Source organism: Pseudomonas sp. GM80 (assembly GCF_000282515.1).
Classification (GTDB): domain Bacteria; phylum Pseudomonadota; class Gammaproteobacteria; order Pseudomonadales; family Pseudomonadaceae; genus Aquipseudomonas.
This window is the reverse complement of record NZ_AKJD01000059.1, coordinates 1-19,899: the sequence shown is the minus strand read 5'-3', so window position 1 is coordinate 19,899 and position 19,899 is coordinate 1. Positions and strand designations below refer to the sequence as shown.

General features: G+C 57.7%; 25 protein-coding genes. 3 read left to right on the top strand and 22 right to left on the bottom strand.

Annotated features, from left to right (window positions below; genetic code table 11):
• Positions 1–20: 20 nt before the first annotated feature.
• From queC to PMI37_RS09360, 17 genes are all read right to left on the bottom strand, one after another.
• The gene (gene queC / locus PMI37_RS09440) at positions 21–713 is read right to left on the bottom strand and encodes a 7-cyano-7-deazaguanine synthase QueC (RefSeq protein WP_008080236.1); all 693 of its coding nucleotides are present in this window, start codon (positions 711–713) and stop codon (positions 21–23) included.
• Position 714: 1 nt separating this feature from the next.
• A complete protein-coding gene (gene queE, locus PMI37_RS09435; RefSeq protein WP_008080230.1) occupies positions 715–1,362 on the bottom strand; it encodes a 7-carboxy-7-deazaguanine synthase QueE in 648 nt (215 codons plus the stop codon).
• 166 nt (positions 1,363–1,528) lie between these two features.
• A complete protein-coding gene (gene ybgF, locus PMI37_RS09430) occupies positions 1,529–2,365 on the bottom strand; it encodes a tol-pal system protein YbgF (RefSeq protein WP_008080228.1) in 837 nt (278 codons plus the stop codon).
• A gap of 6 nt (positions 2,366–2,371) precedes the next feature.
• Positions 2,372–2,869, bottom strand: a complete 498-nt coding sequence (pal, locus tag PMI37_RS09425) for a peptidoglycan-associated lipoprotein Pal (protein ID WP_003178634.1) — start codon at positions 2,867–2,869, stop codon at positions 2,372–2,374.
• A 52-nt stretch (positions 2,870–2,921) separates the two neighbouring features.
• Positions 2,922–4,202: a Tol-Pal system beta propeller repeat protein TolB gene (gene tolB, locus PMI37_RS09420; protein ID WP_177323305.1), complete on the bottom strand. Its 1,281-nt coding sequence runs from the start codon at positions 4,200–4,202 to the stop codon at positions 2,922–2,924.
• 17 nt (positions 4,203–4,219) lie between these two features.
• A complete protein-coding gene (gene tolA, locus PMI37_RS09415; RefSeq protein WP_007912728.1) occupies positions 4,220–5,287 on the bottom strand; it encodes a cell envelope integrity protein TolA in 1,068 nt (355 codons plus the stop codon).
• The gene (gene tolR, locus PMI37_RS09410; RefSeq protein WP_161806672.1) at positions 5,287–5,739 is read right to left on the bottom strand and encodes a protein TolR; all 453 of its coding nucleotides are present in this window, start codon (positions 5,737–5,739) and stop codon (positions 5,287–5,289) included. Before tolR ends, tolA begins: the two co-directional genes overlap by 1 nt.
• A gap of 23 nt (positions 5,740–5,762) precedes the next feature.
• The gene (gene tolQ / locus PMI37_RS09405; protein ID WP_008080223.1) at positions 5,763–6,458 is read right to left on the bottom strand and encodes a protein TolQ; all 696 of its coding nucleotides are present in this window, start codon (positions 6,456–6,458) and stop codon (positions 5,763–5,765) included.
• Entirely contained in the window at positions 6,448–6,915 is a 468-nt protein-coding gene (ybgC, locus tag PMI37_RS09400) for a tol-pal system-associated acyl-CoA thioesterase (protein WP_007912735.1), read from the bottom strand. The genes tolQ and ybgC overlap by 11 nt, the downstream gene beginning before the upstream one ends.
• A 127-nt stretch (positions 6,916–7,042) precedes the next feature.
• Entirely contained in the window at positions 7,043–8,104 is a 1,062-nt protein-coding gene (gene ruvB / locus PMI37_RS09395) for a Holliday junction branch migration DNA helicase RuvB (protein WP_008080222.1), read from the bottom strand.
• The gene (ruvA, locus tag PMI37_RS09390; protein ID WP_008080221.1) at positions 8,105–8,713 is read right to left on the bottom strand and encodes a Holliday junction branch migration protein RuvA; all 609 of its coding nucleotides are present in this window, start codon (positions 8,711–8,713) and stop codon (positions 8,105–8,107) included.
• A 114-nt stretch (positions 8,714–8,827) separates the two neighbouring features.
• Positions 8,828–9,355 carry a crossover junction endodeoxyribonuclease RuvC gene (gene ruvC, locus PMI37_RS09385; RefSeq protein ID WP_008080220.1) on the bottom strand — a complete coding sequence of 176 codons (528 nt, stop codon included), beginning with the start codon at positions 9,353–9,355 and terminating at the stop codon, positions 8,828–8,830.
• Between the two features lie 156 nt (positions 9,356–9,511).
• On the bottom strand, positions 9,512–10,258 hold the full coding sequence (locus PMI37_RS09380) for a YebC/PmpR family DNA-binding transcriptional regulator (protein WP_007912738.1): 747 nt from the start codon (positions 10,256–10,258) through the stop codon (positions 9,512–9,514).
• Positions 10,259–10,386: 128 nt separating this feature from the next.
• Entirely contained in the window at positions 10,387–12,162 is a 1,776-nt protein-coding gene (gene aspS, locus PMI37_RS09375; protein ID WP_008080219.1) for an aspartate--tRNA ligase, read from the bottom strand.
• A 99-nt stretch (positions 12,163–12,261) separates the two neighbouring features.
• Complete coding sequence (locus tag PMI37_RS09370) at positions 12,262–12,483, bottom strand: FmdB family zinc ribbon protein (RefSeq protein ID WP_007912741.1); 222 nt, start codon at positions 12,481–12,483, stop codon at positions 12,262–12,264.
• Between the two features lie 131 nt (positions 12,484–12,614).
• Positions 12,615–12,953 carry a ribbon-helix-helix domain-containing protein gene (locus tag PMI37_RS09365; protein ID WP_008080218.1) on the bottom strand — a complete coding sequence of 113 codons (339 nt, stop codon included), beginning with the start codon at positions 12,951–12,953 and terminating at the stop codon, positions 12,615–12,617.
• Between the two features lie 184 nt (positions 12,954–13,137).
• Positions 13,138–13,608 (bottom strand): Dps family protein, encoded by a 471-nt coding sequence (locus tag PMI37_RS09360; RefSeq protein ID WP_008080217.1) that lies wholly within the window; start codon positions 13,606–13,608, stop codon positions 13,138–13,140.
• Positions 13,609–13,921: 313 nt separating this feature from the next.
• Between PMI37_RS09360 and PMI37_RS32370 the strand changes: the two genes are divergently transcribed.
• Positions 13,922–14,524: a cold-shock protein gene (locus PMI37_RS32370; RefSeq protein ID WP_008080216.1), complete on the top strand. Its 603-nt coding sequence runs from the start codon at positions 13,922–13,924 to the stop codon at positions 14,522–14,524.
• 66 nt (positions 14,525–14,590) lie between these two features.
• Here the strand turns inward: PMI37_RS32370 and PMI37_RS09350 are convergent, their stop codons facing one another.
• From PMI37_RS09350 to PMI37_RS31830, 3 genes are all read right to left on the bottom strand, one after another.
• A complete protein-coding gene (locus PMI37_RS09350; protein ID WP_008080215.1) occupies positions 14,591–14,797 on the bottom strand; it encodes a SlyX family protein in 207 nt (68 codons plus the stop codon).
• Between the two features lie 3 nt (positions 14,798–14,800).
• Positions 14,801–15,226: an HIT domain-containing protein gene (locus PMI37_RS09345; RefSeq protein WP_008080214.1), complete on the bottom strand. Its 426-nt coding sequence runs from the start codon at positions 15,224–15,226 to the stop codon at positions 14,801–14,803.
• Between the two features lie 101 nt (positions 15,227–15,327).
• On the bottom strand, positions 15,328–15,543 hold the full coding sequence (locus PMI37_RS31830; protein ID WP_157173080.1) for a hypothetical protein: 216 nt from the start codon (positions 15,541–15,543) through the stop codon (positions 15,328–15,330).
• A gap of 579 nt (positions 15,544–16,122) precedes the next feature.
• On the opposite strand from PMI37_RS31830, the gene PMI37_RS09340 reads away from it, so the two are divergent.
• Positions 16,123–17,448 (top strand): OprD family porin, encoded by a 1,326-nt coding sequence (locus PMI37_RS09340; protein ID WP_008080212.1) that lies wholly within the window; start codon positions 16,123–16,125, stop codon positions 17,446–17,448.
• 229 nt (positions 17,449–17,677) lie between these two features.
• Here the strand turns inward: PMI37_RS09340 and PMI37_RS09335 are convergent, their stop codons facing one another.
• Both PMI37_RS09335 and PMI37_RS09330 read right to left on the bottom strand, forming a co-directional pair.
• Positions 17,678–18,520: a mechanosensitive ion channel family protein gene (locus tag PMI37_RS09335; protein WP_008080211.1), complete on the bottom strand. Its 843-nt coding sequence runs from the start codon at positions 18,518–18,520 to the stop codon at positions 17,678–17,680.
• A gap of 137 nt (positions 18,521–18,657) precedes the next feature.
• A complete protein-coding gene (locus PMI37_RS09330; protein ID WP_008080210.1) occupies positions 18,658–19,143 on the bottom strand; it encodes a YajQ family cyclic di-GMP-binding protein in 486 nt (161 codons plus the stop codon).
• 140 nt (positions 19,144–19,283) lie between these two features.
• On the opposite strand from PMI37_RS09330, the gene PMI37_RS09325 reads away from it, so the two are divergent.
• Positions 19,284–19,899 (top strand): putative 2-dehydropantoate 2-reductase (locus tag PMI37_RS09325; protein WP_008080209.1); only part of this gene is annotated, 616 nt, incomplete at its 3' end.

Genomic DNA, 19,899 nt, shown 5'->3' with positions numbered 1-19,899 from the left:
CAACACCTTTTTGAAAATAATCAAAAATAAGGTGTTGGGTCGTCCACACCAGCGGCCGCGAAGCCTTCTGCGCGCAGGCGGCAGCTGTCGCATTTGGCGCACGCGCGGCCTTCATCGTCGGCCTGATAGCAGGAAACGGTGAGGCCATAATCAACGCCGAGCTTCACGCCTGCCTGGACGATCTGCGCCTTGCTCAGGTTCTGCAACGGCGCCTGGATACGGAAGCCATTGCCTTCCACGCCTGCCTTCGTCGCCAGATTGGCCATGCGCTCGAACGACTCGATGAACTCGGGACGGCAATCCGGGTAACCGGAATAGTCCACCGCGTTCACACCGATAAAGATGTCGCGCGCGCCGAGCACTTCAGCCCAACCCAATGCCAACGACAGGAACACCGTGTTACGCGCCGGCACGTAAGTCACCGGAATGCCTTCACCCAGCTCTTCAGGAATGTCGATGCTGGTGTCGGTCAGGGCCGAGCCGCCCATGCCATTCAGATTGAGGCCAATCACTTTGTGCTCGACCACACCCAAATCACGGGCAACGCGTGCAGCGGCATGCAATTCGGCGTGGGAGCGCTGACCGTAGTCGAAGCTCATGGTGTAGCAGGCGTAACCTTCGGCACGGGCCATCGCTACAACAGTGGCCGAGTCGAGACCACCGGACAGCAGGATTACCGCACGTTTTTCGCTAGTCTTCAGTTGTTCAGTCATATCAGCGCCCCGGCTCATCATTCCATAGATATTTATGCAACTGCAGTTGCAGCCGCACTGGCAGGTTGTCTGCCACCACCCAATCCGCCAGGTCCCTGGCATTGAGGTCATGATGACTTGGGGAGAACAGCACTTCACCCGCACGTCGATCAAGCCCGTACTGGATCAGTTTCGATACCGCCCAGTCATAGTCTTCCCGCGAACAGATGACAAACTTCACCTGATCATTGGGGGTCAGCAATTCGATATTTTCGTAACGGTTGCGATGGGCTTCTTTCGAACCCGGCGTTTTCAGATCAACCACGCGACTGACGCGCGGATCGACCGCCGAGACGTCGAGGGCGCCGCTGGTTTCCAGCGAGACCTCGTAACCGGCATCACACAACTGTTTAAGCAAAGGGATGGCATTCGGCTGTGCCAGCGGCTCACCGCCGGTGACACAAACGTAGCGCGGACGAAATCCGGCCACTTGCTCAAGGATGTCGTCGAGGGTGCGCACGGTACCGCCACTGAAGGCATAGGCGCTGTCGCAGTATTGGCAACGCAAAGGGCAACCGGTCAGGCGCACAAAAACAGTGGGCAGCCCGGCAGTCCGCGTTTCCCCCTGCAAAGAGTAGAAAACTTCGGTGATTCTCAATGTGTCTTGCATAGTCGCCACGGGCGTAACAGCTAAACAGGCTGTCCGCCTCCGTCAGGCACTTCAGGCAATCGCGCCAACGCGCGGACTACAAGAAGCGTGTTTCAGAAAAAGGGCGTGAATTCTAACGAAAAAACCCGCGACAAGCGCGGGTTTCTTCTAAACGGGTCAAGCGTGCTTACATGCGTTGCAGATCGCGTTGAGCCAACTGAGCGGCGGAGGTACCCGGATATTGGGCCACCACCTGCTGCAGAATGCCTTTGACCTTGTCGGTATGACCAAGGCGGCGCTCTACATCAGCCAGCTTGTACAGCGAATCCGGCACTTTGGCGTGCTTGGGATACAGCTGCGAAACCTTGGCAAACGCCTGACCTGCACCTTGCAGATCGCCTTTGGCCAAGTTGACTTCGCCCAACCAGTACTGGGCATTGCCCGCGTATTGGCTGTTCGGGTATTTGCGCAGGAAAGCGGCGAAAGCCTGGCTGGCCTTGTCGAAATCCTTGGCTTTGATCAGGTCGAAAGCAGCATCGTAATACAGCTTTTCTTTGGCCGGATCAGCCGGTTCGCTACCCGCAGCAGGTGCCTGGGCAGCAGCCCCGGCGCCAGCAGCAGCTCCGGCAGCAGCACTTGCATCGCCACCGGCAGAAGAATTCTCAGGAGTCGCGGCCGGTGCAGCACCGCCGGTTCCTATGCGCCGATCAAGATCCTGGTATCGCTCCAGGGATTCCTGCTTCATGCGCGCAACCTGATTCTGCAGTTCTTCAATCACGCCTTGCTGGCGCGAGATCTGATCCTGCATCTGTTGCAATTGGTTGAACAGCATGCCTTGTGCCGAGGCAGGGGCCGAAGCCGCTCCCCCGGCATAGGCGCCGTTCGTACCGTAACCTGCAGGCGGATAACTGCTCCCGCTATTGTTATAACCGGAGTTGTCATCGACCACAGGAACCGCAGCCCACGCCGCAAGCGGCGCGAGGCTGAGAGCCAGAACAGTTACAGCACGACGGCACGTTCGCATATCGAATTACTTACGCAGTTCGACGCGACGGTTTTGAGCCCAGGACTGCTCGTCGTTGCCGGTAGCAACTGGACGCTCTTCGCCGTAGGAAACCAGTTCCAGTTGAGCTGGGGAAACACCTTGCAGTACCAGGTAGCGCTGAACGGCTTTCGCACGACGCTCGCCCAGTGCCATGTTGTACTCACGAGTACCACGTTCGTCGGTGTTGCCTTCCAGAACAACGCGAGCGCCGTTTGCTTTCAGGTCTTTGGCGTGAACGTCCAGAGCGCGCATGGCTTCTGGCTTCAGGTCCGAGCTGTCGTATTCGAAGTAGAAGGTGGTGATTGCGCGCAGAGCAGCTTCTTCGCTCAGGGAACCGTCAACGGCACCAGTGTTTGCGCCGTAACCAGCGTTTGGATCAACAGCGCCTTCACCGGCGTTGTCGCCGCCTTTGGACGAGCAACCTACAGCTACAGCCATGGCCAGAGCCAGCGCAGCAAATTTACCAAACTTCAGCATTTCCATCGTGAAACTCCTAATGAACCCCAGTGTGTTAAGTAAAACGTGTAGCGCCCGCTCACTTCAGGTAAGGGGACCAGGACGGTTCTCTGACTTCGCCTTGAGCGGTAGGAAGCGGGAGCCTAACGCGTCCATTAATGGACACGAGCATCAAGACTCCCCGGCCCTGTTGGCGGGTGGCGTAGATTACCATGGTGCCGTTGGGCGCAACAGTAGGCGACTCGTCCAGAGTGCTATCAGTGAGGATCTTTACACTCCCTCGCTGCAAATCCTGGGCCGCCACCTTGAAATTGGTGAAGCCATCCTGACGATGGATCATCACCAAAGTCTTTTCATCAGCCGACAGTTTCGGGTTGGCGTTGTAGTTACCGATGAAGGTCACTCGCTCGGCACCGCCGCCGCTGGCGCTGGTTTTGTAGATCTGTGGCTTGCCGCCGCGGTCCGAGGTGAAGTAGATGGTCGAACCATCCTTGCCCCAGTACGGTTCGGTGTTGATGCCGGGACCTGCGGTCACACGGGTGATCTGGCGCGAAGCCAGGTTCATCACGTAGATGTCCGGATTACCGTCCTTGGACAGTACGAACGCCAGGCGATCGCCATTCGGCGACCAGGCTGGCGCGCCGTTCAGGCCTTCGAAGTTGGTGATCTGCTCACGGCGACCGGTGTCGATGTTCTGCATGAAGATGCGTGGGCGCTTCTGCTCGAACGACACGTAGGCAATACGCTTGCCGTCCGGTGCGAAACGCGGCGACAGGATTGGCTCACGCGATTGCAGCAAGGTCACCGCACGGGCACCGTCATAGTCCGAACGCTGCAGGGTGTAGCGAGTGTTCTTCTCGGAAAAACGCTCAGCCGTCACGTACAGCAGACGCGTCGAAAACGCACCTTCGATACCGGTCAGTTTCTGGAACGACTGGTCGGCGATGAAGTGCGCCATGTCGCGCAACTGCTCGGTCGTACCGGAAACGTTGCCGTCCGCCACTTTCTGCTCGGTGGCCACGTTGAACAGTGCCCACTGTACCTGCAGGCGACCGCCCGCTGGGGCAATGCTGCCGACCATCATGTATTGAGCACCCACCGCCTTCCAGTCACGGAAGATGATTTCGCTCGGCTGGCTTGGCTGGCTGATCATGTTTTGCTTTGGAATCGGCGAGTAGTAGCCCGAGTTCCGCAAATCGTTACCAATGATTTCAGCCATGTCGTCCGGCAGTACGGCACCGCCCTGCATACCGAACGGTACAACGGCGATCGGGGTAGCCCGATCGCTGCCGCTGGTAACCAGAATGTTCTTTTCATCCGCCATCGCGATCCCTGCCATGCAGCAGATCACGACCAGCATTCCTCGAAGAAGGTTTCTCACAAGGCTAGATCCTCAGGTGTGAATGTCATCTTGAATGAACGATACGGAGCGAAATCGCTCGGCTTCATTCCCTGCATTTCTGTCAAACGTCCAATATTCTTCACTGCCGCGACTGCCGAAGCATCGAACGGACCGTCGCCACTGGATTTGGCCACGCTGACCGAAGTCACCGTACCGTCCGGCAACATGCCGATTTGCAACACGACCGTCATGCCTTTGCGTGCCGAAGGTGGACGGGCCCAGCCTTCTGCAGCTCGCGCACGAATCAGGTCATCGAAACTGCCCGCGACTTCGTCACCCTGCTCATCTGCCAAGGCCTGCTGGCGCTGCGGCGTGTCGGAAAGCAGATCGGCCAAGGCCTGAGCCTTTTTGTCTTCGGTCGATTTGCGTGCCGCATCCTGCGCTTTCTTCTTCGCAGCATCGGCAGCAGCTTTCTTCTTCGCTTCGTCGGCGATTTTCTTCTTCGCCTCTTCAGCTTCAGCTTTCTTCTTGGCGTCTTCGGCGGCTTTCTTCTTCGCGTCTTCGACGATCTTCTTCTTGGCTTCTTCAGCAGCCTCTTTCTTGGCTTCTTCCTTAGCCTCTTCTTCAGCCTTCTTCTTGGCTATATCAGCCAATTGTTTCTCTTCGGCCTTCTTGGCTTCGGCTTTTTTCGCGTCGTCAGCTTTCTTGGCGTCATCCGCCTTCTTCGCTTCGTCCGCTTTTTTAGCCTCATCGGCCTTCTTGGCTTCCTCGGCTTTTTGAGCCGCTTCTTCTTTCTTTTGTTCCGCAGCGGCCTTGATCTCTTCCTGCTCGACCTTTTTCTGTTCCATCTGCTCGACTTCGGTCTGGCGCGCGGCGGATTTCTTCGCCTCACCCGCAATCTTCTGATTGGTCTGGGTGGTTGCCTGACTTTTCGATTTCAGTTGGTACAGGGTCGCCTGGACAATCGGTTTGGCCGGCGGCAGCTCTGGTGTAAAGGCAAAACTGACGAACAGCATGCCGAACACCAGCACGTGCAGGACAATTGCCAGAACACTAGGCCAGAAGTAGCTTTCCGAGGCGGACGGCTCTCGCTGTTGCTGCATCAGGGGGCCTCGGTAATCAAACCAACATTACCGACCCCGGCTTTCTGCAACCCGCCCATGGCGCCCATGACGGAACCATAATCGACGGTCTTGTCACCGCGGATGAAGACCTGGGTACGCTTGCCGCCTTCGGTACCGGCGCGAATGATCTTGGTCACCGCGTCGGTCATTTGCGGCAGGGTCATGGCCCTGTCCTGTTGCTTCTCGGTATCGACTTCGCTGCCAAGGTTCCAGTAATAGGTCTTGTCAGCCTTGATCGAAATGGTCAGGACCTGTGTGTTGTTGTCCTGCGGCAAGGCTTCGCTGGAAACCTTGGGCAGATCAACTTTCACGCCCTGATTGAGCATCGGCGCGGTCACCATGAAGATGACCAGCAGTACCAACATCACGTCGATGTAAGGCACCACGTTCATCTCGGCGACCGGCTTGCGCTTTTTGCGAGCTCGAGCGATTAAAGCCATTGGAAATTACCTGCTTATTCTTCGCTGGTGTGCACTTTGCGGTGCAGGATCGCCTGGAATTCATCGGCGAAGGTGTAGTAGCGGCCCAGCAAGGTTTCGCTGCGAGCGGCGAAACGGTTGTAAGCGATGACCGCCGGGATTGCGGCGAACAGACCGATCGCGGTGGCAATCAGGGCTTCGGCGATACCCGGGGCTACGGTGGCCAGGGTCGCTTGCTGGGCGCTGGCCAGACCGCGGAAGGAGTTCATGATGCCCCACACCGTACCGAACAAACCGATGTACGGGCTGACCGAACCAACGGTGGCGAGAAACGGCAGGCTCTGCTCGAGCTTCTCTTCCTCGCGGGAGATGGCCACGCGCATGGCACGGGCCACGCCTTCCATTACCGCTTCAGGATCGACGCCTGGCTGCTGACGCAGACGGGAGAATTCCTTGAAACCGGCACGGAAGATTTGCTCGACGCCCGAATCCGGGTCCGGGTTGCTGCCCGCCTGACGGTACAGCTTGGACAGGTCGATACCCGACCAGAAGCGCTCTTCGAAGCTCTCCAGGGCGCGTCGACCGGCACGCAGCAGATTGCTGCGCTGAAAGATCATGATCCATGAGGTCACCGATGCGGCCACCAGGGTCAACATTACCAACTGCACCACGATGCTGGCATTGCTGACCAGGCTCCACATGGAGGAATGGTCGACGACGTTAGCTTCCACGCTTTATCTCCTGCTTTGAGTGTGTACCCGGACCGACCGCGTCGGCAAAGGCCGCACGCAAGTCTTCGGGAAGGGCCCGGGGTTTCAAACTGTTAGTGCGCACACAGGCCACCAAAAACTGCCCTTCACAGAGCAGCACATTATCCGTTGCCCGCCTGACCTGCTGTTTGAAGCGCAGGCTGACCCGGTTCAATTCGATTACATCAGCGCTTACCAGCAGTTCGTCGTCCAGTCGCGCCGGCGCGTGGTAGCGCGCTTCGCTGGAGTGCACGACAAACAACAGATCCTCGCCGGCAAGCTGCGATTGGGCAAAGCCCAGCTCGCGGAGCCGCTCGGTTCGAGCCCGTTCCATAAACTTGAGGTAATTAACGTAATACACGATGCCGCCCGCATCGGTGTCCTCGTAATAAACGCGACAACGATGTGCGAACGGCTCAAGCCCGTTTTGCGCGCGCATACTCTAGTGCTTACTCCTCAGGTTGCCAATCCGGCCAGGCAACTGTTTTTCATGGTTTCAGGGCTTTACTGCAAAAGTACCGTCGTCTGACAGTACAAACCCTGAATAAATCGCCAAAAAATGTGTATCAATCGTCCACGGCATCGAGAAACTCGTCTACCACGGGCATCTCACCCATTCGTGACGGAATGTTTAAACCGAAATGCAGATACGCGTGCCGCGTTACCACCCTGCCCCGTGGTGTGCGCATGATGTAGCCCTGCTGAATCAGGTACGGTTCCAGCACGTCTTCAATGGTGTGACGTTCTTCGCTGATCGCGGCGGCGAGGCTGTCGATACCGACCGGCCCGCCGTCGAACTTCTCGATCATGGTCAACAGTAGACGTCGATCCTGATGGTCGAAACCGTGTTCGTCGACATCCAGCAGGTTCAACGCCAGATCCGCCACCGCCTTGGTGATATGGCCCTTGGCGCGGACTTCGGCGAAATCGCGCACGCGCCGTAGCAAACGGTTGGCAATTCGCGGCGTACCACGGGCGCGCCGGGCGATTTCGAAAGAACCTTCCGGATCCAGCGGCAGACCGAGAATCGCTGCCGAACGGCTGACAATCGTCGCCAGATCGGCCGTGCTGTAGAACTCAAGACGCTGGACGATACCGAAACGGTCACGCAACGGGTTGGTCAGCATGCCGGCGCGAGTGGTCGCCCCCACCAGCGTGAACGGTGGCAGATCAAGCTTGATCGAACGCGCCGCCGGCCCCTCGCCAATCATGATGTCGAGCTGGAAGTCCTCCATCGCCGGGTACAGCACTTCTTCCACGATCGGCGACAGACGATGGATTTCGTCGATGAACAACACATCGTGCGGCTCAAGATTGGTCAGCAATGCCGCCAGATCGCCTGGACGCTCAAGCACCGGACCGGATGTGCTCTTGATCGATACGCCCATTTCCTGAGCAATGATGTTCGCCAGCGTGGTTTTACCCAAGCCCGGCGGGCCGAAGATCAGCGTGTGGTCGAGGGATTCATTACGGCCACGGGCAGCCTGGATGAACAGTTCCATCTGCTCGCGCACGGTCGGCTGGCCAATGTAGTCGGCCAGGCTGACCGGGCGAATGGCCCGGTCCTGGACTTCTTCGCGCTCGCGCGGGCTGTGCGCGGCGGCGATCAGACGATCAGCTTCAATCACTTAAATCATTCCCTTCAGGGCGCGGCGGATCAGGTCTTCACTGCTCAAATTCTTGTCCTTGATGGCGGTAATCGCCTTGCTCGCCTCCTGCGGCTTGTAGCCCAGGGAAATCAGCGCACTCACGGCATCGTTCTCGGCAGTGTTGACCGGCGCCGGGCCGTCGGGTTGATTCGGTACCAGGGCAAACATCGCCGGCGAAGTTTCCCAGGCCTTGAAGCGATCCTTCAGTTCGACCAACAGGCGCTCGGCGGTTTTCTTGCCGACGCCCGGCACCTTGGTCAGCGCCGAGGTGTCCTGGGATTGCACACAGCGAACCAGCTCGTCGACTTCGAGACTCGACATCAAGGCCAGGGCTAATTTCGGCCCGACACCATTGAGACGGATCAACTCGCGAAAAAAGTCTCGCTCACGCTTGCCGGCAAAACCATAGAGCAGTTGCGCGTCTTCGCGTACGACCAAATGGGTGTGCAGGGTCAGCGGTTCACCGACCGACGGCAGACGATAAAGCGTGGTCATGGGCACTTCCAGCTCATACCCGAGGCCGTTTACATCCAGAATCAGGTGCGGCGGCTGTTTCTCAGCCAGGGTGCCGCGCAAGCGTCCAATCACGTTTCAGATCCTTGAGCGTTGGCCAGCCGAGGGCTGGCGACTGTCGAAAGACGGATTTCGGGCCGACGACACAGGCGCAAGCATCCGCTTTCAGGAAATTTGATGCTGATGCTATCAGAGACGCAGGCGCCCGCCACGACTGCGTGCAGTGCCCAGGCCGTGCGGCAGCAGACTGGAGCGGGTGTGCGCGTGACAAATGGCAATGGCCAGGGCGTCGGATGCATCGATTTGCGGTTTGGCGGTGAGCTTGAGCATGTGCATGACCATCATCTGCACTTGTTCTTTATTGGCAGCGCCGGTGCCGACCACGGCTTGTTTGACCTGAGTCGCCGTGTACTCGGCAATCTCCAGGCTCTCTTCCGCGCCAGCGACAATTGCAGCGCCACGGGCCTGGCCGAGTTTCAAAGCCGAGTCGGCGTTTTTCGCCATGAAGACTTTTTCAATGCCCATGGTGACCGGGCCGTACGTCTGGATGATTTCACGCACGCCGCGATAAACGATTTGCAAACGCTCATGCAATTCGCCCGCGCCGGTACGAATGCAGCCGGACGCTACATAAATACAGCCGCCACGCCCGGTATCACGAACAATCCCGTAACCGGTGATGCGCGAACCGGGGTCGATACCAAGAATTAAAGTCATAACGCCTGCAGAAATTGATGCGAAAGCTGAGGGTACAGGTAGGAGCTGCCGAAGGCTGCGATCTTTGTGTTTTTAAAAGATCAAAAGATCGCAGCCTTCGGCAGCTCCTACAGGGGAAGTGTAGAGCCAGGGAAAACTGCGACCTTTCTATTTACATCAACCGAGCTGAGCGGCGACGTCTTCCGGAATGTCTGCGTTGGAGTAGACATTCTGCACGTCATCCAGATCCTCAAGCATGTCGATCAGCTTGAGCACCTTCTCGGCACCTTCCAGATCCAGCTCGGCGCTGGTGGTCGGCTGCATGACGATTTCGGCGTCATCACCCTTGAAGCCAGCCGCTTCCAGCGCGTTACGCACCGCGTAGAAACTGGTGAACGAGGTGAACACGTCGATCGAACCGTCTTCGTGGCTGACCACGTCATCGGCATCGGCTTCCAGCGCCGCTTCGGTCAGTGCGTCTTCATCGACACCTGGCGCGAAGCTGATCTGGCCTTTGCGCTCGAACAGGTACGCCACCGAACCGTCGGTGCCAAGGTTGCCGCCACACTTGCTGAATGCGTGGCGCACAGCAGCTGCGGTACGGTTGCGGTTGTCGGTCATGCACTCGACCATCACCGCTACGCCACCAGGGCCGTAACCTTCGTAGGTCAGCTCTTCAACGTTGTCCGCTTCGGTGGCACCGGCGCCGCGCGCGACGGCACGGTCGATGATGTCGCGGCTCATGTTCGCGCTCAGTGCCTTGTCCAGCGCCAGACGCAGACGCGGGTTGGAACCCGGATCACCGCCACCCTGGCGGGCCGCAACGGTCAGCTCACGGATCCACTTGGTGAAGATCTTGCCTCTCTTGGCATCCTGACGTTCTTTGCGGTGCTTGATGTTCGCCCACTTGGAATGACCTGCCATAACTCGCTCCGAATTCTCTTTGAAACGTTGCCCGCCCTGCTCATGCAGCGGCCAGCACACAAAAAATCTCGACCTGCTCTCTATAGAAAGAAAAAAGGCGCATCCGAAGATGCGCCTTCAGGCCCGTCTTACTCAGCCTTTGGCGTTTCGCGCAAACGAATGTGCAGCTCGCGCAATGCCTTGGCATCCACCACACCCGGCGCTTGCGTCATCACGTCAGCAGCACTTTGGGTTTTCGGGAAGGCGATCACTTCACGGATCGACTGGGCGCCGGTCATCAGCATCACCAGACGGTCGAGACCGAAGGCCAGACCACCGTGCGGCGGTGCACCGTACTTCAGGGCGTCGAGCAGGAAGCCGAATTTCTCTTCCTGTTCCGCTTCGTTGATACCCAACAGGCGGAAGACTGCTTGCTGCATTTCCTTGCGGTGGATACGGATCGAACCGCCACCCAACTCAGTGCCGTTCAGCACCATGTCGTAGGCACGGGACAGAGCGCCGGCCGGGTTGGCTTCCAGTTCTTCCGGGGAGCACTTCGGCGCGGTGAACGGGTGGTGCAGCGCAGAGAAGCTGCCGTCGTCGTTTTCTTCGAACATCGGGAAGTCGACAACCCACATCGGTGCCCACTTGCAGGTCAGCAGGTTGAGGTCGTGACCGAGCTTGATGCGCAGTGCGCCCAAGGCTTCGCTGACGATCTTGGCCTTGTCGGCGCCGAAGAACACGATGTCGCCGTCAACGGCGCCAACGCGATCGAGGATGGCGTTGAGGTTTTCCAGCGGAATGTTTTTCACGATCGGCGATTGCAGACCGTCAACACCGGCAGCGCGCTCGTTGACCTTGATGTACGCCAGGCCTTTGGCACCGTAGATGCCGACGAACTTGGTGTAGTCGTCGATCTGCTTGCGCGGCATGCTCGCCCCGCCTGGTACGCGCAGAGCAGCGATACGGCATTTCGGGTCGTTGGCCGGGCCGCTGAACACTTTGAAATCAACTTCTTTCAGTTGATCGGCAACGTCGACCAGTTCCAGCGGGATACGCAGGTCTGGCTTGTCGGAACCGTAGCGGCGCATGGCTTCTTCGAAGGTCATGTGCGGGAATTCGCCGAATTCCAGATCCAGCACTTCCTTGAACAGGTTGCGGATCATTTGCTCGGTCAGGCCCATGATCTCTTTTTCATCGAGGAAACTGGTCTCGATGTCGATCTGGGTGAATTCTGGCTGACGGTCAGCGCGCAGGTCTTCGTCACGGAAGCACTTGGCGATCTGGTAGTAACGGTCGAAGCCGGCCACCATCAACAGTTGTTTGAACAGTTGCGGCGATTGCGGCAGGGCGAAGAACGAACCGGCGTGAGTACGGCTCGGCACCAGATAGTCACGCGCACCTTCAGGGGTGGCACGGGTCAGGATCGGTGTTTCAACGTCGAGGAAGCCGTTCTCGTCGAGGAAGCGACGGATGCTGGTGGTCATGCGCGAACGCAGACGCAGCTTCTCGGCCATTTCCGGACGACGCAGGTCGAGGAAGCGATAGCGCAGGCGGGTTTCTTCGCCGACGTCGGAGAACTCGTTCAGCGGGAACGGCGGGGTTTCCGACTCGTTCAGCACTTCCAGTTCGTAACCGAGCACTTCGATCATGCCCGACGCCATGTTGGCGTTGGTCGCACCGGCCGGGCGCAGACGCACCTTACCGGTGATCTTCACCACGTATTCACTGCGCACGCGATCGGCAGCGGCGAAGCTCTCGGCGCGATCCGGATCGAATACCACTTGGGCCAGACCATCACGATCACGGATATCGAGGAAAATCACCCCGCCGTGGTCGCGGCGACGGTGAACCCATCCGCAAAGGGTAATTTCCTGGCCTTCCAGGCTTTCGTTCAGTTGGCCGCAATAGTGGCTGCGCATCATGATAATGGTTCGCTTCTCGTCATTCGATATTCGGTGGAGATCGCGTTGCGTTCAAGCAATGCGGAAACTCACGCGTGTCGTTCAACCCGGGGTTGAACCCTAGTCAGATTTGTCGCCACCGGCCAGGTTCTTCTTGGCGCCGGTCTTGAAATCGGTTTCGTACCAACCGCCGCCACTGAGGCGAAAGCCTGGCATCGACAGTTGTTTCTTCAACTCTGGCGCCTGGCAGGCAGGGCAGTCGACCAGCGGTGCCTCGCTGATCTTTTGAATGGCTTCCAACTGATGACCACAGGAAGCACATTGATAATCGTACATCGGCATGGGGGTGTCTCGGCGATCAGGTTGCCACCGCGCGCGGGGCTTTGCGGCGAAAGAGCGGGATTATATCCATTAAATGCGGGCTGTGCAGCCGTAAGACTGCACAGCCCGCATTTAATGGCAATCGCCTTTTTTCAGACGGCAATGGCCGGCGGCACTGCCCCGCCCCCGTTGATCACGCACACTACCCGCACCAGCGCGCTGAAGTTTTTCACCCCACCGTGGCGCAGTTGCACTTCGCGATCGACGTGGGACAACAGCGAACTGATTGAACAGCAATTGTCGGCGGCCATGTTGCCGAGGATATTCCAGTAGACCTGCTCCAGTCGCAGGCAGGTCGCATAACCATTCAAACGTACCGACCGTGATAACGGCCGGACCAGCGTCATGTCGAACTCGTTGACGAACGGATCGACGATCAAATCCTGGGGCGGCCCGACAATCCTGTCCTTGCGCCTATCTGCATCTTCCATATCGCTGACACTCCTTTGCCATTTCTGCGGGTTTCAAAAGCCACATCCGTGTGACCTCCATAAAAGCGCAGACGCAAAGTTATAGCCAGATGACTTATTGCCCATCCACGTAGGATAAGCCAACGCAACCGGTAAGAGTCTGGACAGCGCGCGAGCAACCGTACGAGATGTCCGCGCGCCCGGATCATGCCTCCAGTAGCGCGCGCAACATCCACGCGGTTTTTTCATGCACTTGCATGCGCTGGGTCAGCAGGTCGGCAGTCGGCTCATCGCTGACTTTGTCCAGCAGCGGGAAGATGCCGCGAGCAGTGCGGGTGACCGCTTCCTGCCCTTCCACCAGTTGTTTGATCATGTCCTCGGCGCTCGGCACGCCGGTTTCTTCCTTAATAGAGGAAAGACGCGCGTACGTGGCGTAGGCCCCAGGTGCGGGAAAACCCAGCGCACGAATACGCTCGGCGATCGAGTCGACGGCCAGCGCCAATTCGTTGTACTGCTCTTCAAACATCAAGTGCAGCGTGCGGAACATCGGCCCGGTGACGTTCCAGTGGAAGTTGTGGGTTTTCAAATACAGCACGTAGGTGTCCGACAGCAGACGCGACAGTCCTTCAACAATGGACTTGCGATCTTCTTCACTGATACCGATATCGATTGCCATGTTTTACCCCCTAACGGCGATTGAATTCATCCAAAGGTGCAGACCCACTCTAGCAAGGCTGTCGACACCCCGCAGCCCTGATCGGGCATACAAACTGCGACAAATCGACCAACACCTTGCCGCTGGCCGGGCTGATTTGAGTAGCTGCAGGCTTTGCTGTTAAATAGGCAGTGTGTCGCCATGCCCCATTTTTCGGGGTCTTGCGCATAGGCTGATGCCGTGTACGTGCCTACCGCCTCTTTATTTTGTTACGAAGCGAACCGTGCGCCTTCAGCTCTTCCTTGTGAGCCGTCATAAACGTGAGCCAATTAAAATGTTGAAAATCGTCCACCTGCTAATGGGCGCAGCCGCTTTGCTGCTGTCGTTCATACCCAGCTTGAAATCTGAAGCCGTTCCCTACCTGCAACAACCTGATGCTCTCTACCTGGCCTTTTTCGGCCTGCTGAACCTGGTCATTGCTCCGGTGATTCCTTACTGGAACAAAGGCCCGCGCCAGCATCTGCAAAACCTCGTCAGCGCGCTGCTGGTGCTGACCGTCGTCCTGCAAACCTTGACCCTGATCGCGCCGATGCCTGTCATCGCCGGCCAGCCAGCCGTACTGTTCACCCTGGTGATCGCGCTGGTGGCCGTCGTATTGCACCTGGCCGTCAGTTTTTATCGTTCTTCACCTGCTGCCGCTCCAACCAGCTATGACATGACCAATCGCGATACCGGTACCGTCAAGTGGTTCAACACCTCCAAAGGCTTCGGCTTTATCTCCCGGGATTCCGGCGATGATATCTTCGTGCACTTTCGTGCAATCCGTGGCGAAGGCCACCGCGTCCTGGTCGAAGGCCAGCGCGTAGAGTTCTCGGTAATGAACCGGGACAAGGGCCTGCAAGCCGAGGACGTGATCGCCGCTTTGCCGCGTCGCTGATCCAAGGCAATAAAAAACCGCGTACAGCCTGGCTGTACGCGGTTTTTTTATGCCTTTGAAAACGTATCAATAGTGCGGCGGTGGTGCTTCTTCTTCGAACGATTCGAACTGCCCGACCATCTCTTCCTGACGCTTGAGCAGTGCGGCCATCTGCAATTGCAGACGATCAACCACACGCTGCTGCGCAACCAGTACATCGTTCAACGACTGGATAGTGTCATCCTGAAACGCCAGACGGCTTTCCAGATCGGTAACGCGTTGTTCCAGGCTCATGCTTCAGCCCTCCAGAAACGTGAAGTCTTCGGTCAGCACCAGGCGCAAGCGTTCGCGAATGGCGGCCACTTGCTCGGCGCTATAAAGCTTGGCCGGGTGCTTGCCCCAGACCGGCGCCGGCCAGGCGGCGTCATCGCGTTTGCGCACAATCACGTGCATGTGCAATTGGCTGACGACGTTACCCAGCGTCGCCACGTTCATCTTGTCCGCATCCAGCAAATCCTTGAGCAACTCGGCCAGCGCGGTGGTTTCCAGCCATAACTGCTGTTGATCGGCGACATCCAATTGAAACAACTCGCTGATATCGTCGCGACGAGGCACCAGGATGAACCACGGGTAGTTGGCGTCGTTGGACAACAACAATCGGCAGAGCGGGAAGTCGCCGAGGGTCAGGGTGTCCTGTTGAAGTCGTGGATCTAAAGCAAACACTGCGCGCACTCCGGCTGTTCGACATATTGAGCTTAGCGGCCATCCCGCAGGACGCGGTACCAAGCGACAGACCGGCAGCATACCTGCGATTGCGCCAGCCTTCACGACAGCAGTGCCCTCTCGTCACTCGCCGCGCGCCCCGACATGTGACATTTACCGACACGTTGCACCAGCAAAGAACCGAGAACGGCAATGAACACACGCAAATGACCGAAAAACCCTGATGCGTTCGCGATCGCCCACTCATCAAACTGTGTGATTACAGGACAGCGGGTCATTTTTTTTGCACCAAAACCGCACAGTGCGTCTACGCTCATGCGTCGAAGCATCCGCCGAATACTCACTCACGGGGTGAACCGGTAACGTTTTTGGCTGTCGCGTGCGGCTGATGTCGCGGCAACACCATTGCAGGAATGGCGTCAAGCCCTTGTAAAAAGGGGCTTTGCGCCCCGTATTTATGAGGTTTTTACAGGTAACACGCGTTGTGCAAAAAAATAACCGCAGCAAGATTGCGGTTTGTGCACGCTTGTTGCATTCGCACACATATGGACTATAAGCGCACCACACGATGTGGATGCCTCAAGCCCAACAAAAACAGTGGCAGGGTTGCCCGATGGAGATTCAAGTGTTTTGCCAGGGACTCTTTTTTAGCGATGCAAACGGCTAAAAAAACAGCGAGAAAGTTGTCGGCCCGATTGCATCGGTACTGTGAATTTGCGACCTCTACAAAGCCATCTGCGACAGCGTCGTAAAGAAGGTGAAACGTTAGATTCGCAAGTATCGCCAACATTGTCGGCGTGATATAAGTTTGCGCCGACACAAAAAGAAAGAGCCGCCCAGATAATAAAACAGGTGGGACGGCAGTACTCTTCTAAAAACCAAAGGAGCAAATCACGATGCGCGTGATGAAGTGGAGCATGATCGCCCTGGCTGTTGCAGCAGGCACCTCGCAGTTCGCAGTGGCGTCCTCTCAGGATGATTCCAAAGGTTTCATCGGCGACCAGAGCCTGAAACTGAAGACTCGTTTTGAATACATGAACCGTGACTTTAAAAACGGTGCAGGCAATGGCACTTCCGGTACTGCTGGTTATCGCCAGGATTCCGGTCTCAGCCAACTGCTGACTTACGAATCGGGCTTCACTCAAGGCACCGTTGGCTTCGGTCTCGACGCCATGGCAATGGGTTCGGTCAAACTAGACGGCGGCTCGGGCCACCGCGGTAACGGCCTGTTCGCCAACGACAGCGACGGCAACCCGGAAAAATCCCAGGGCAAAATCGGCGGCGCAGTTAAATTCCGCGTATCCGACACCACTCTGAAGTACGGTCAGCAATTCGTTGCCAGCCCGGTTTTCGCTACCGATGACAGCCGTCTGCTGCCAGAAGTCGCGACCGGTACCCTGATCACTTCCAAAGAGATCAAAGGTCTGGAACTGAGCGCAGGTCGCTTCACTTCCCTGAGCAAGCAAACCGGTATGGGCCGTGACAGCATCGGCGGTCTGCCAGATGAGAACGGCTTCGGCGGCAAAGGCCTGACCAACATCAATATCTTTGGTGCCAGCTACGCCTTCACCGACAACTTCACCGGTGCCCTGGCTGCATCCGACGCTGATGACTACTTCAAGAAGTACTACATCAACCTGAACTACACCTTGCCAATCAACGACGAACAGTCGCTGAACTTCGACCTGAACGGGTACAAAACCAAGGGCGACAGCCGTGGTGACCTGGTCGACGCCATCGGTGACGGCACTCTGGGTGTGGACAACAACCTGTGGTCCCTGGCCGCTGCTTACAGCCTGGGCGCGCACAAGTTCACCGTTGCCTACCAGCAGTCGAGCGGCGACAACGCTTATTACTATGGCGTTGACGGCAACAGCACCATCTTCGTGGCCAACTCCATCCAAATCTCCGACTTCGTGGGCCGCGAGGAGAAATCCTGGCAAGCGCGCTACGACCTGAACATGAAAACTTACGGCGTCCCTGGCCTGAGCTTCATGACCCGTTACGTAATGGGTAACAACATCGAGACCAACGGTCTGGGTGAAGGTAAAGAGAACGAGTGGAACGCCGAGTCCAAGTACGTGATCCAGGAAGGCCCGGCCAAAGACCTGTCGTTCCGTCTGCGTTACGCCATGTATCGCTCCAACGGCGCGTACAGCGGCTACTCGTCTGACAACAACGACACTCGTCTGATCGTTGAGTACCCACTGAACATCCTCTAATAGGGATGCACACCTGACGTACTGTAGAGCCCTGCTCTAACAAGAACCGCTCACCTGACTCAGGTGGGCGGTTTTTTTATGCCCGGCCCAACTTCATTCAAACAATAAAGATTAGCCGGCTATCTATTAGCCAGCAAACTTTCAGCACAGACATAAAAAAACCCAAGACTGCGAACAGCACTTGGGTTTTTCATTAATTAACTGACCGCAAAGCCAGGTATCAATGTTGTTACTGCGCCGCTGTTTCCTGAACTACACGAATTACCCGTTGCGGAAACGGGATATCGATACCGGCGGTTTTTAAACGATCGCGCGACTGTTCGTTAAACATGAACATCACGTCCCAGTAGTCTGCGGTTTTAACCCAGACACGCAGGGAGACAGTGATCGAGCTGTCACCCAGCGTCGAAATCACCGCCTGTGGCGCCGGATCCTGCAGAACGCGATCATCCTTGGCCAGATCCAACAGCACCTGACGGGCCTTCTGCAGATCGGCCTCGTAATCGACGCCCACATCGAACACAACCTTACGGGTCGGCTGACGGTTGGTGTTGGTGATGATGCCGTTCGACAGGTTACCGTTCGGCACGATGATGGTCTTGTTGTCGCCGGTACGCAGCACCGTGTGGAAAATCTGGATGCTGTCGACGGTACCCGACACGCCTTGCGCTTCGATCCAGTCGCCGATGCGGAATGGACGGAACAGCAGAATCAGCACGCCGCCAGCGAAGTTCGCCAGGCTGCCCTGCAACGCCAGACCGATGGCCAGGCCGGCAGCACCGATCGCAGCAACGAACGAGGTGGTTTCGACACCGATCATCGACGCGACGCTGACGATCAGCAGCACTTTAAGAATGATGTTGGCCAGGCTGCTGATAAAGCCTTGCAGCGCCAGATCAGCGTTACGCAGGGCCAACAGACCGCCGAGTTTTTGCGTGACCTTGTTGATCAGCCACCAGCCGATGGCCAGGGTAATCACGGCCAGCAGCACGCGGCTGCCGTATTCCATGATCATCGGGATCCACGCCTGGGACGCCTTGACCAGGTGGTCTACCTCAGCATTCAAATCCATGTTCTATCTCCTGATTTCCGGCTACCCGGGCTGAAAAAATCAGCGGCAGAAAGACCGAGCCTGTTGGGGCTCAATCGTTTCTGCCGTTGCTTGGGGCTCGGACGCTGAAAACGCCGAGAGGTTCCCGACGAAAAAGCTTAGTCGCGGAAGTTGTTGAACTGCAGCGGCATGCCGAATTCTTTGGCGCGCAGTGCCGCGATGGCCTCTTGCAGGTCGTCACGCTTCTTGCCGGTGACACGGACCTGCTCGCCTTGAATGGCGGCCTGCACTTTCAACTTGGCGTCTTTGATGTGGCCGACGATTTTCTTCGCCAGCTCCTTGTCGATGCCTTCCTTGAGGATGGCGTCTTGCTTCATCAGCTTGCCCGATGCGTAAGCGTCCTTGACTTCAAGGCACTGCACGTCGATCTTGCGCTTGACCAGGGCCAGCTTGAGGATTTCGATCATCGCTTCCAGCTGGAACCCGGCTTCAGCGGTCAGGCTGACGGTCAGGTCTTTTTCCTTGAACTCGAAGCTGCCTTTGCCTTTCAGGTCATAACGACGATCGAGTTCCTTCACGGCGTTCTCGACCGCGTTGGTGAGTTCGTGTTTGTCCAGTTCGGATACCACGTCGAACGACGGCATGTAATCTCTCCAATAAAAAGGCGCGCTCGATGAGGATGGAGCGCGCTTGGCTTGCGGTTAAAATCGGGCTCATTATAACGGGTCTTTTCCTACGAACACGGCGAGCCGCACATGCCTGCACGCAATCGAGCAAAAAACTGATGTCGACCACCTGGCACATTCTCGGCGCCGGCAGTCTTGGCACGCTGTGGGCTACACGCCTGGCCCGCGCCGGTTTGCCGGTCAGACTGATCCTGCGGGATGCCGAGCGCCTGCGCAGTTATCAAGGCGCTGGCGGCTTGACCCTGGTGGAACAAGGAAAGGCCAGTACCTACGCGGTGCCGGGCGAAACCCCGGACAGCCCCGAGCCGATCCGACGCTTGCTGGTCGCCTGCAAAGCCTACGACGCCGAAAGTGCCATCGCCCGCCTCGCTCCGCGCCTGACATCGGATGCCGAACTGATCCTGTTGCAGAACGGCCTCGGCAGTCAGGACGCGGTCGCCACAAGGGTACCGCAGGCCCGCTGCATCAGCGCTTCCAGTACAGAAGGCGCGTTCCGCGATGGCGACTGGCGCGTGGTGTTCGCCGGCCACGGTTTCACCTGGCTTGGCGATGCCGCTCATCCGGTGGCGCCGATCTGGCTGGATGACCTGGACGCGGCGAAAATCCCCCACGAGTGGAGCGCCGACATCCTCACCCGCCTGTGGCGCAAACTGGCGCTCAACTGTGCGATCAACCCGCTGACCGTGCTGCACGGCTGCCGTAACGGCGGGGTGC

What these genes read in the sequence shown, in the direction of transcription:
- queE (WP_008080230.1), bottom strand. Translation starts at nt 1,362, where the DNA reads ATGCAAGACACATTGAGAATCACCGAAGTTTTCTACTCTTTGCAGGGG.
- pal (WP_003178634.1), bottom strand. Translation starts at nt 2,869, where the DNA reads ATGGAAATGCTGAAGTTTGGTAAATTTGCTGCGCTGGCTCTGGCCATG.
- PMI37_RS09340 (WP_008080212.1), top strand. Translation starts at nt 16,123, where the DNA reads ATGCGCGTGATGAAGTGGAGCATGATCGCCCTGGCTGTTGCAGCAGGC.
- tolA (WP_007912728.1), bottom strand. Translation starts at nt 5,287, where the DNA reads ATGCAGCAACAGCGAGAGCCGTCCGCCTCGGAAAGCTACTTCTGGCCT.
- ybgC (WP_007912735.1), bottom strand. Translation starts at nt 6,915, where the DNA reads ATGCGCGCGCAAAACGGGCTTGAGCCGTTCGCACATCGTTGTCGCGTT.
- PMI37_RS31830 (WP_157173080.1), bottom strand. Translation starts at nt 15,543, where the DNA reads ATGAGCGTAGACGCACTGTGCGGTTTTGGTGCAAAAAAAATGACCCGC.
- aspS (WP_008080219.1), bottom strand. Translation starts at nt 12,162, where the DNA reads ATGATGCGCAGCCACTATTGCGGCCAACTGAACGAAAGCCTGGAAGGC.
- PMI37_RS09350 (WP_008080215.1), bottom strand. Translation starts at nt 14,797, where the DNA reads ATGAGCCTGGAACAACGCGTTACCGATCTGGAAAGCCGTCTGGCGTTT.
- PMI37_RS32370 (WP_008080216.1), top strand. Translation starts at nt 13,922, where the DNA reads ATGTTGAAAATCGTCCACCTGCTAATGGGCGCAGCCGCTTTGCTGCTG.
- queC (WP_008080236.1), bottom strand. Translation starts at nt 713, where the DNA reads ATGACTGAACAACTGAAGACTAGCGAAAAACGTGCGGTAATCCTGCTG.
- PMI37_RS09380 (WP_007912738.1), bottom strand. Translation starts at nt 10,258, where the DNA reads ATGGCAGGTCATTCCAAGTGGGCGAACATCAAGCACCGCAAAGAACGT.
- tolB (WP_177323305.1), bottom strand. Translation starts at nt 4,202, where the DNA reads ATGCTGGTCGTGATCTGCTGCATGGCAGGGATCGCGATGGCGGATGAA.
- PMI37_RS09365 (WP_008080218.1), bottom strand. Translation starts at nt 12,953, where the DNA reads ATGGAAGATGCAGATAGGCGCAAGGACAGGATTGTCGGGCCGCCCCAG.
- ruvC (WP_008080220.1), bottom strand. Translation starts at nt 9,355, where the DNA reads ATGACTTTAATTCTTGGTATCGACCCCGGTTCGCGCATCACCGGTTAC.
- PMI37_RS09330 (WP_008080210.1), bottom strand. Translation starts at nt 19,143, where the DNA reads ATGCCGTCGTTCGACGTGGTATCCGAACTGGACAAACACGAACTCACC.
- PMI37_RS09370 (WP_007912741.1), bottom strand. Translation starts at nt 12,483, where the DNA reads ATGCCGATGTACGATTATCAATGTGCTTCCTGTGGTCATCAGTTGGAA.
- PMI37_RS09335 (WP_008080211.1), bottom strand. Translation starts at nt 18,520, where the DNA reads ATGGATTTGAATGCTGAGGTAGACCACCTGGTCAAGGCGTCCCAGGCG.
- PMI37_RS09360 (WP_008080217.1), bottom strand. Translation starts at nt 13,608, where the DNA reads ATGGCAATCGATATCGGTATCAGTGAAGAAGATCGCAAGTCCATTGTT.
- ybgF (WP_008080228.1), bottom strand. Translation starts at nt 2,365, where the DNA reads ATGCGAACGTGCCGTCGTGCTGTAACTGTTCTGGCTCTCAGCCTCGCG.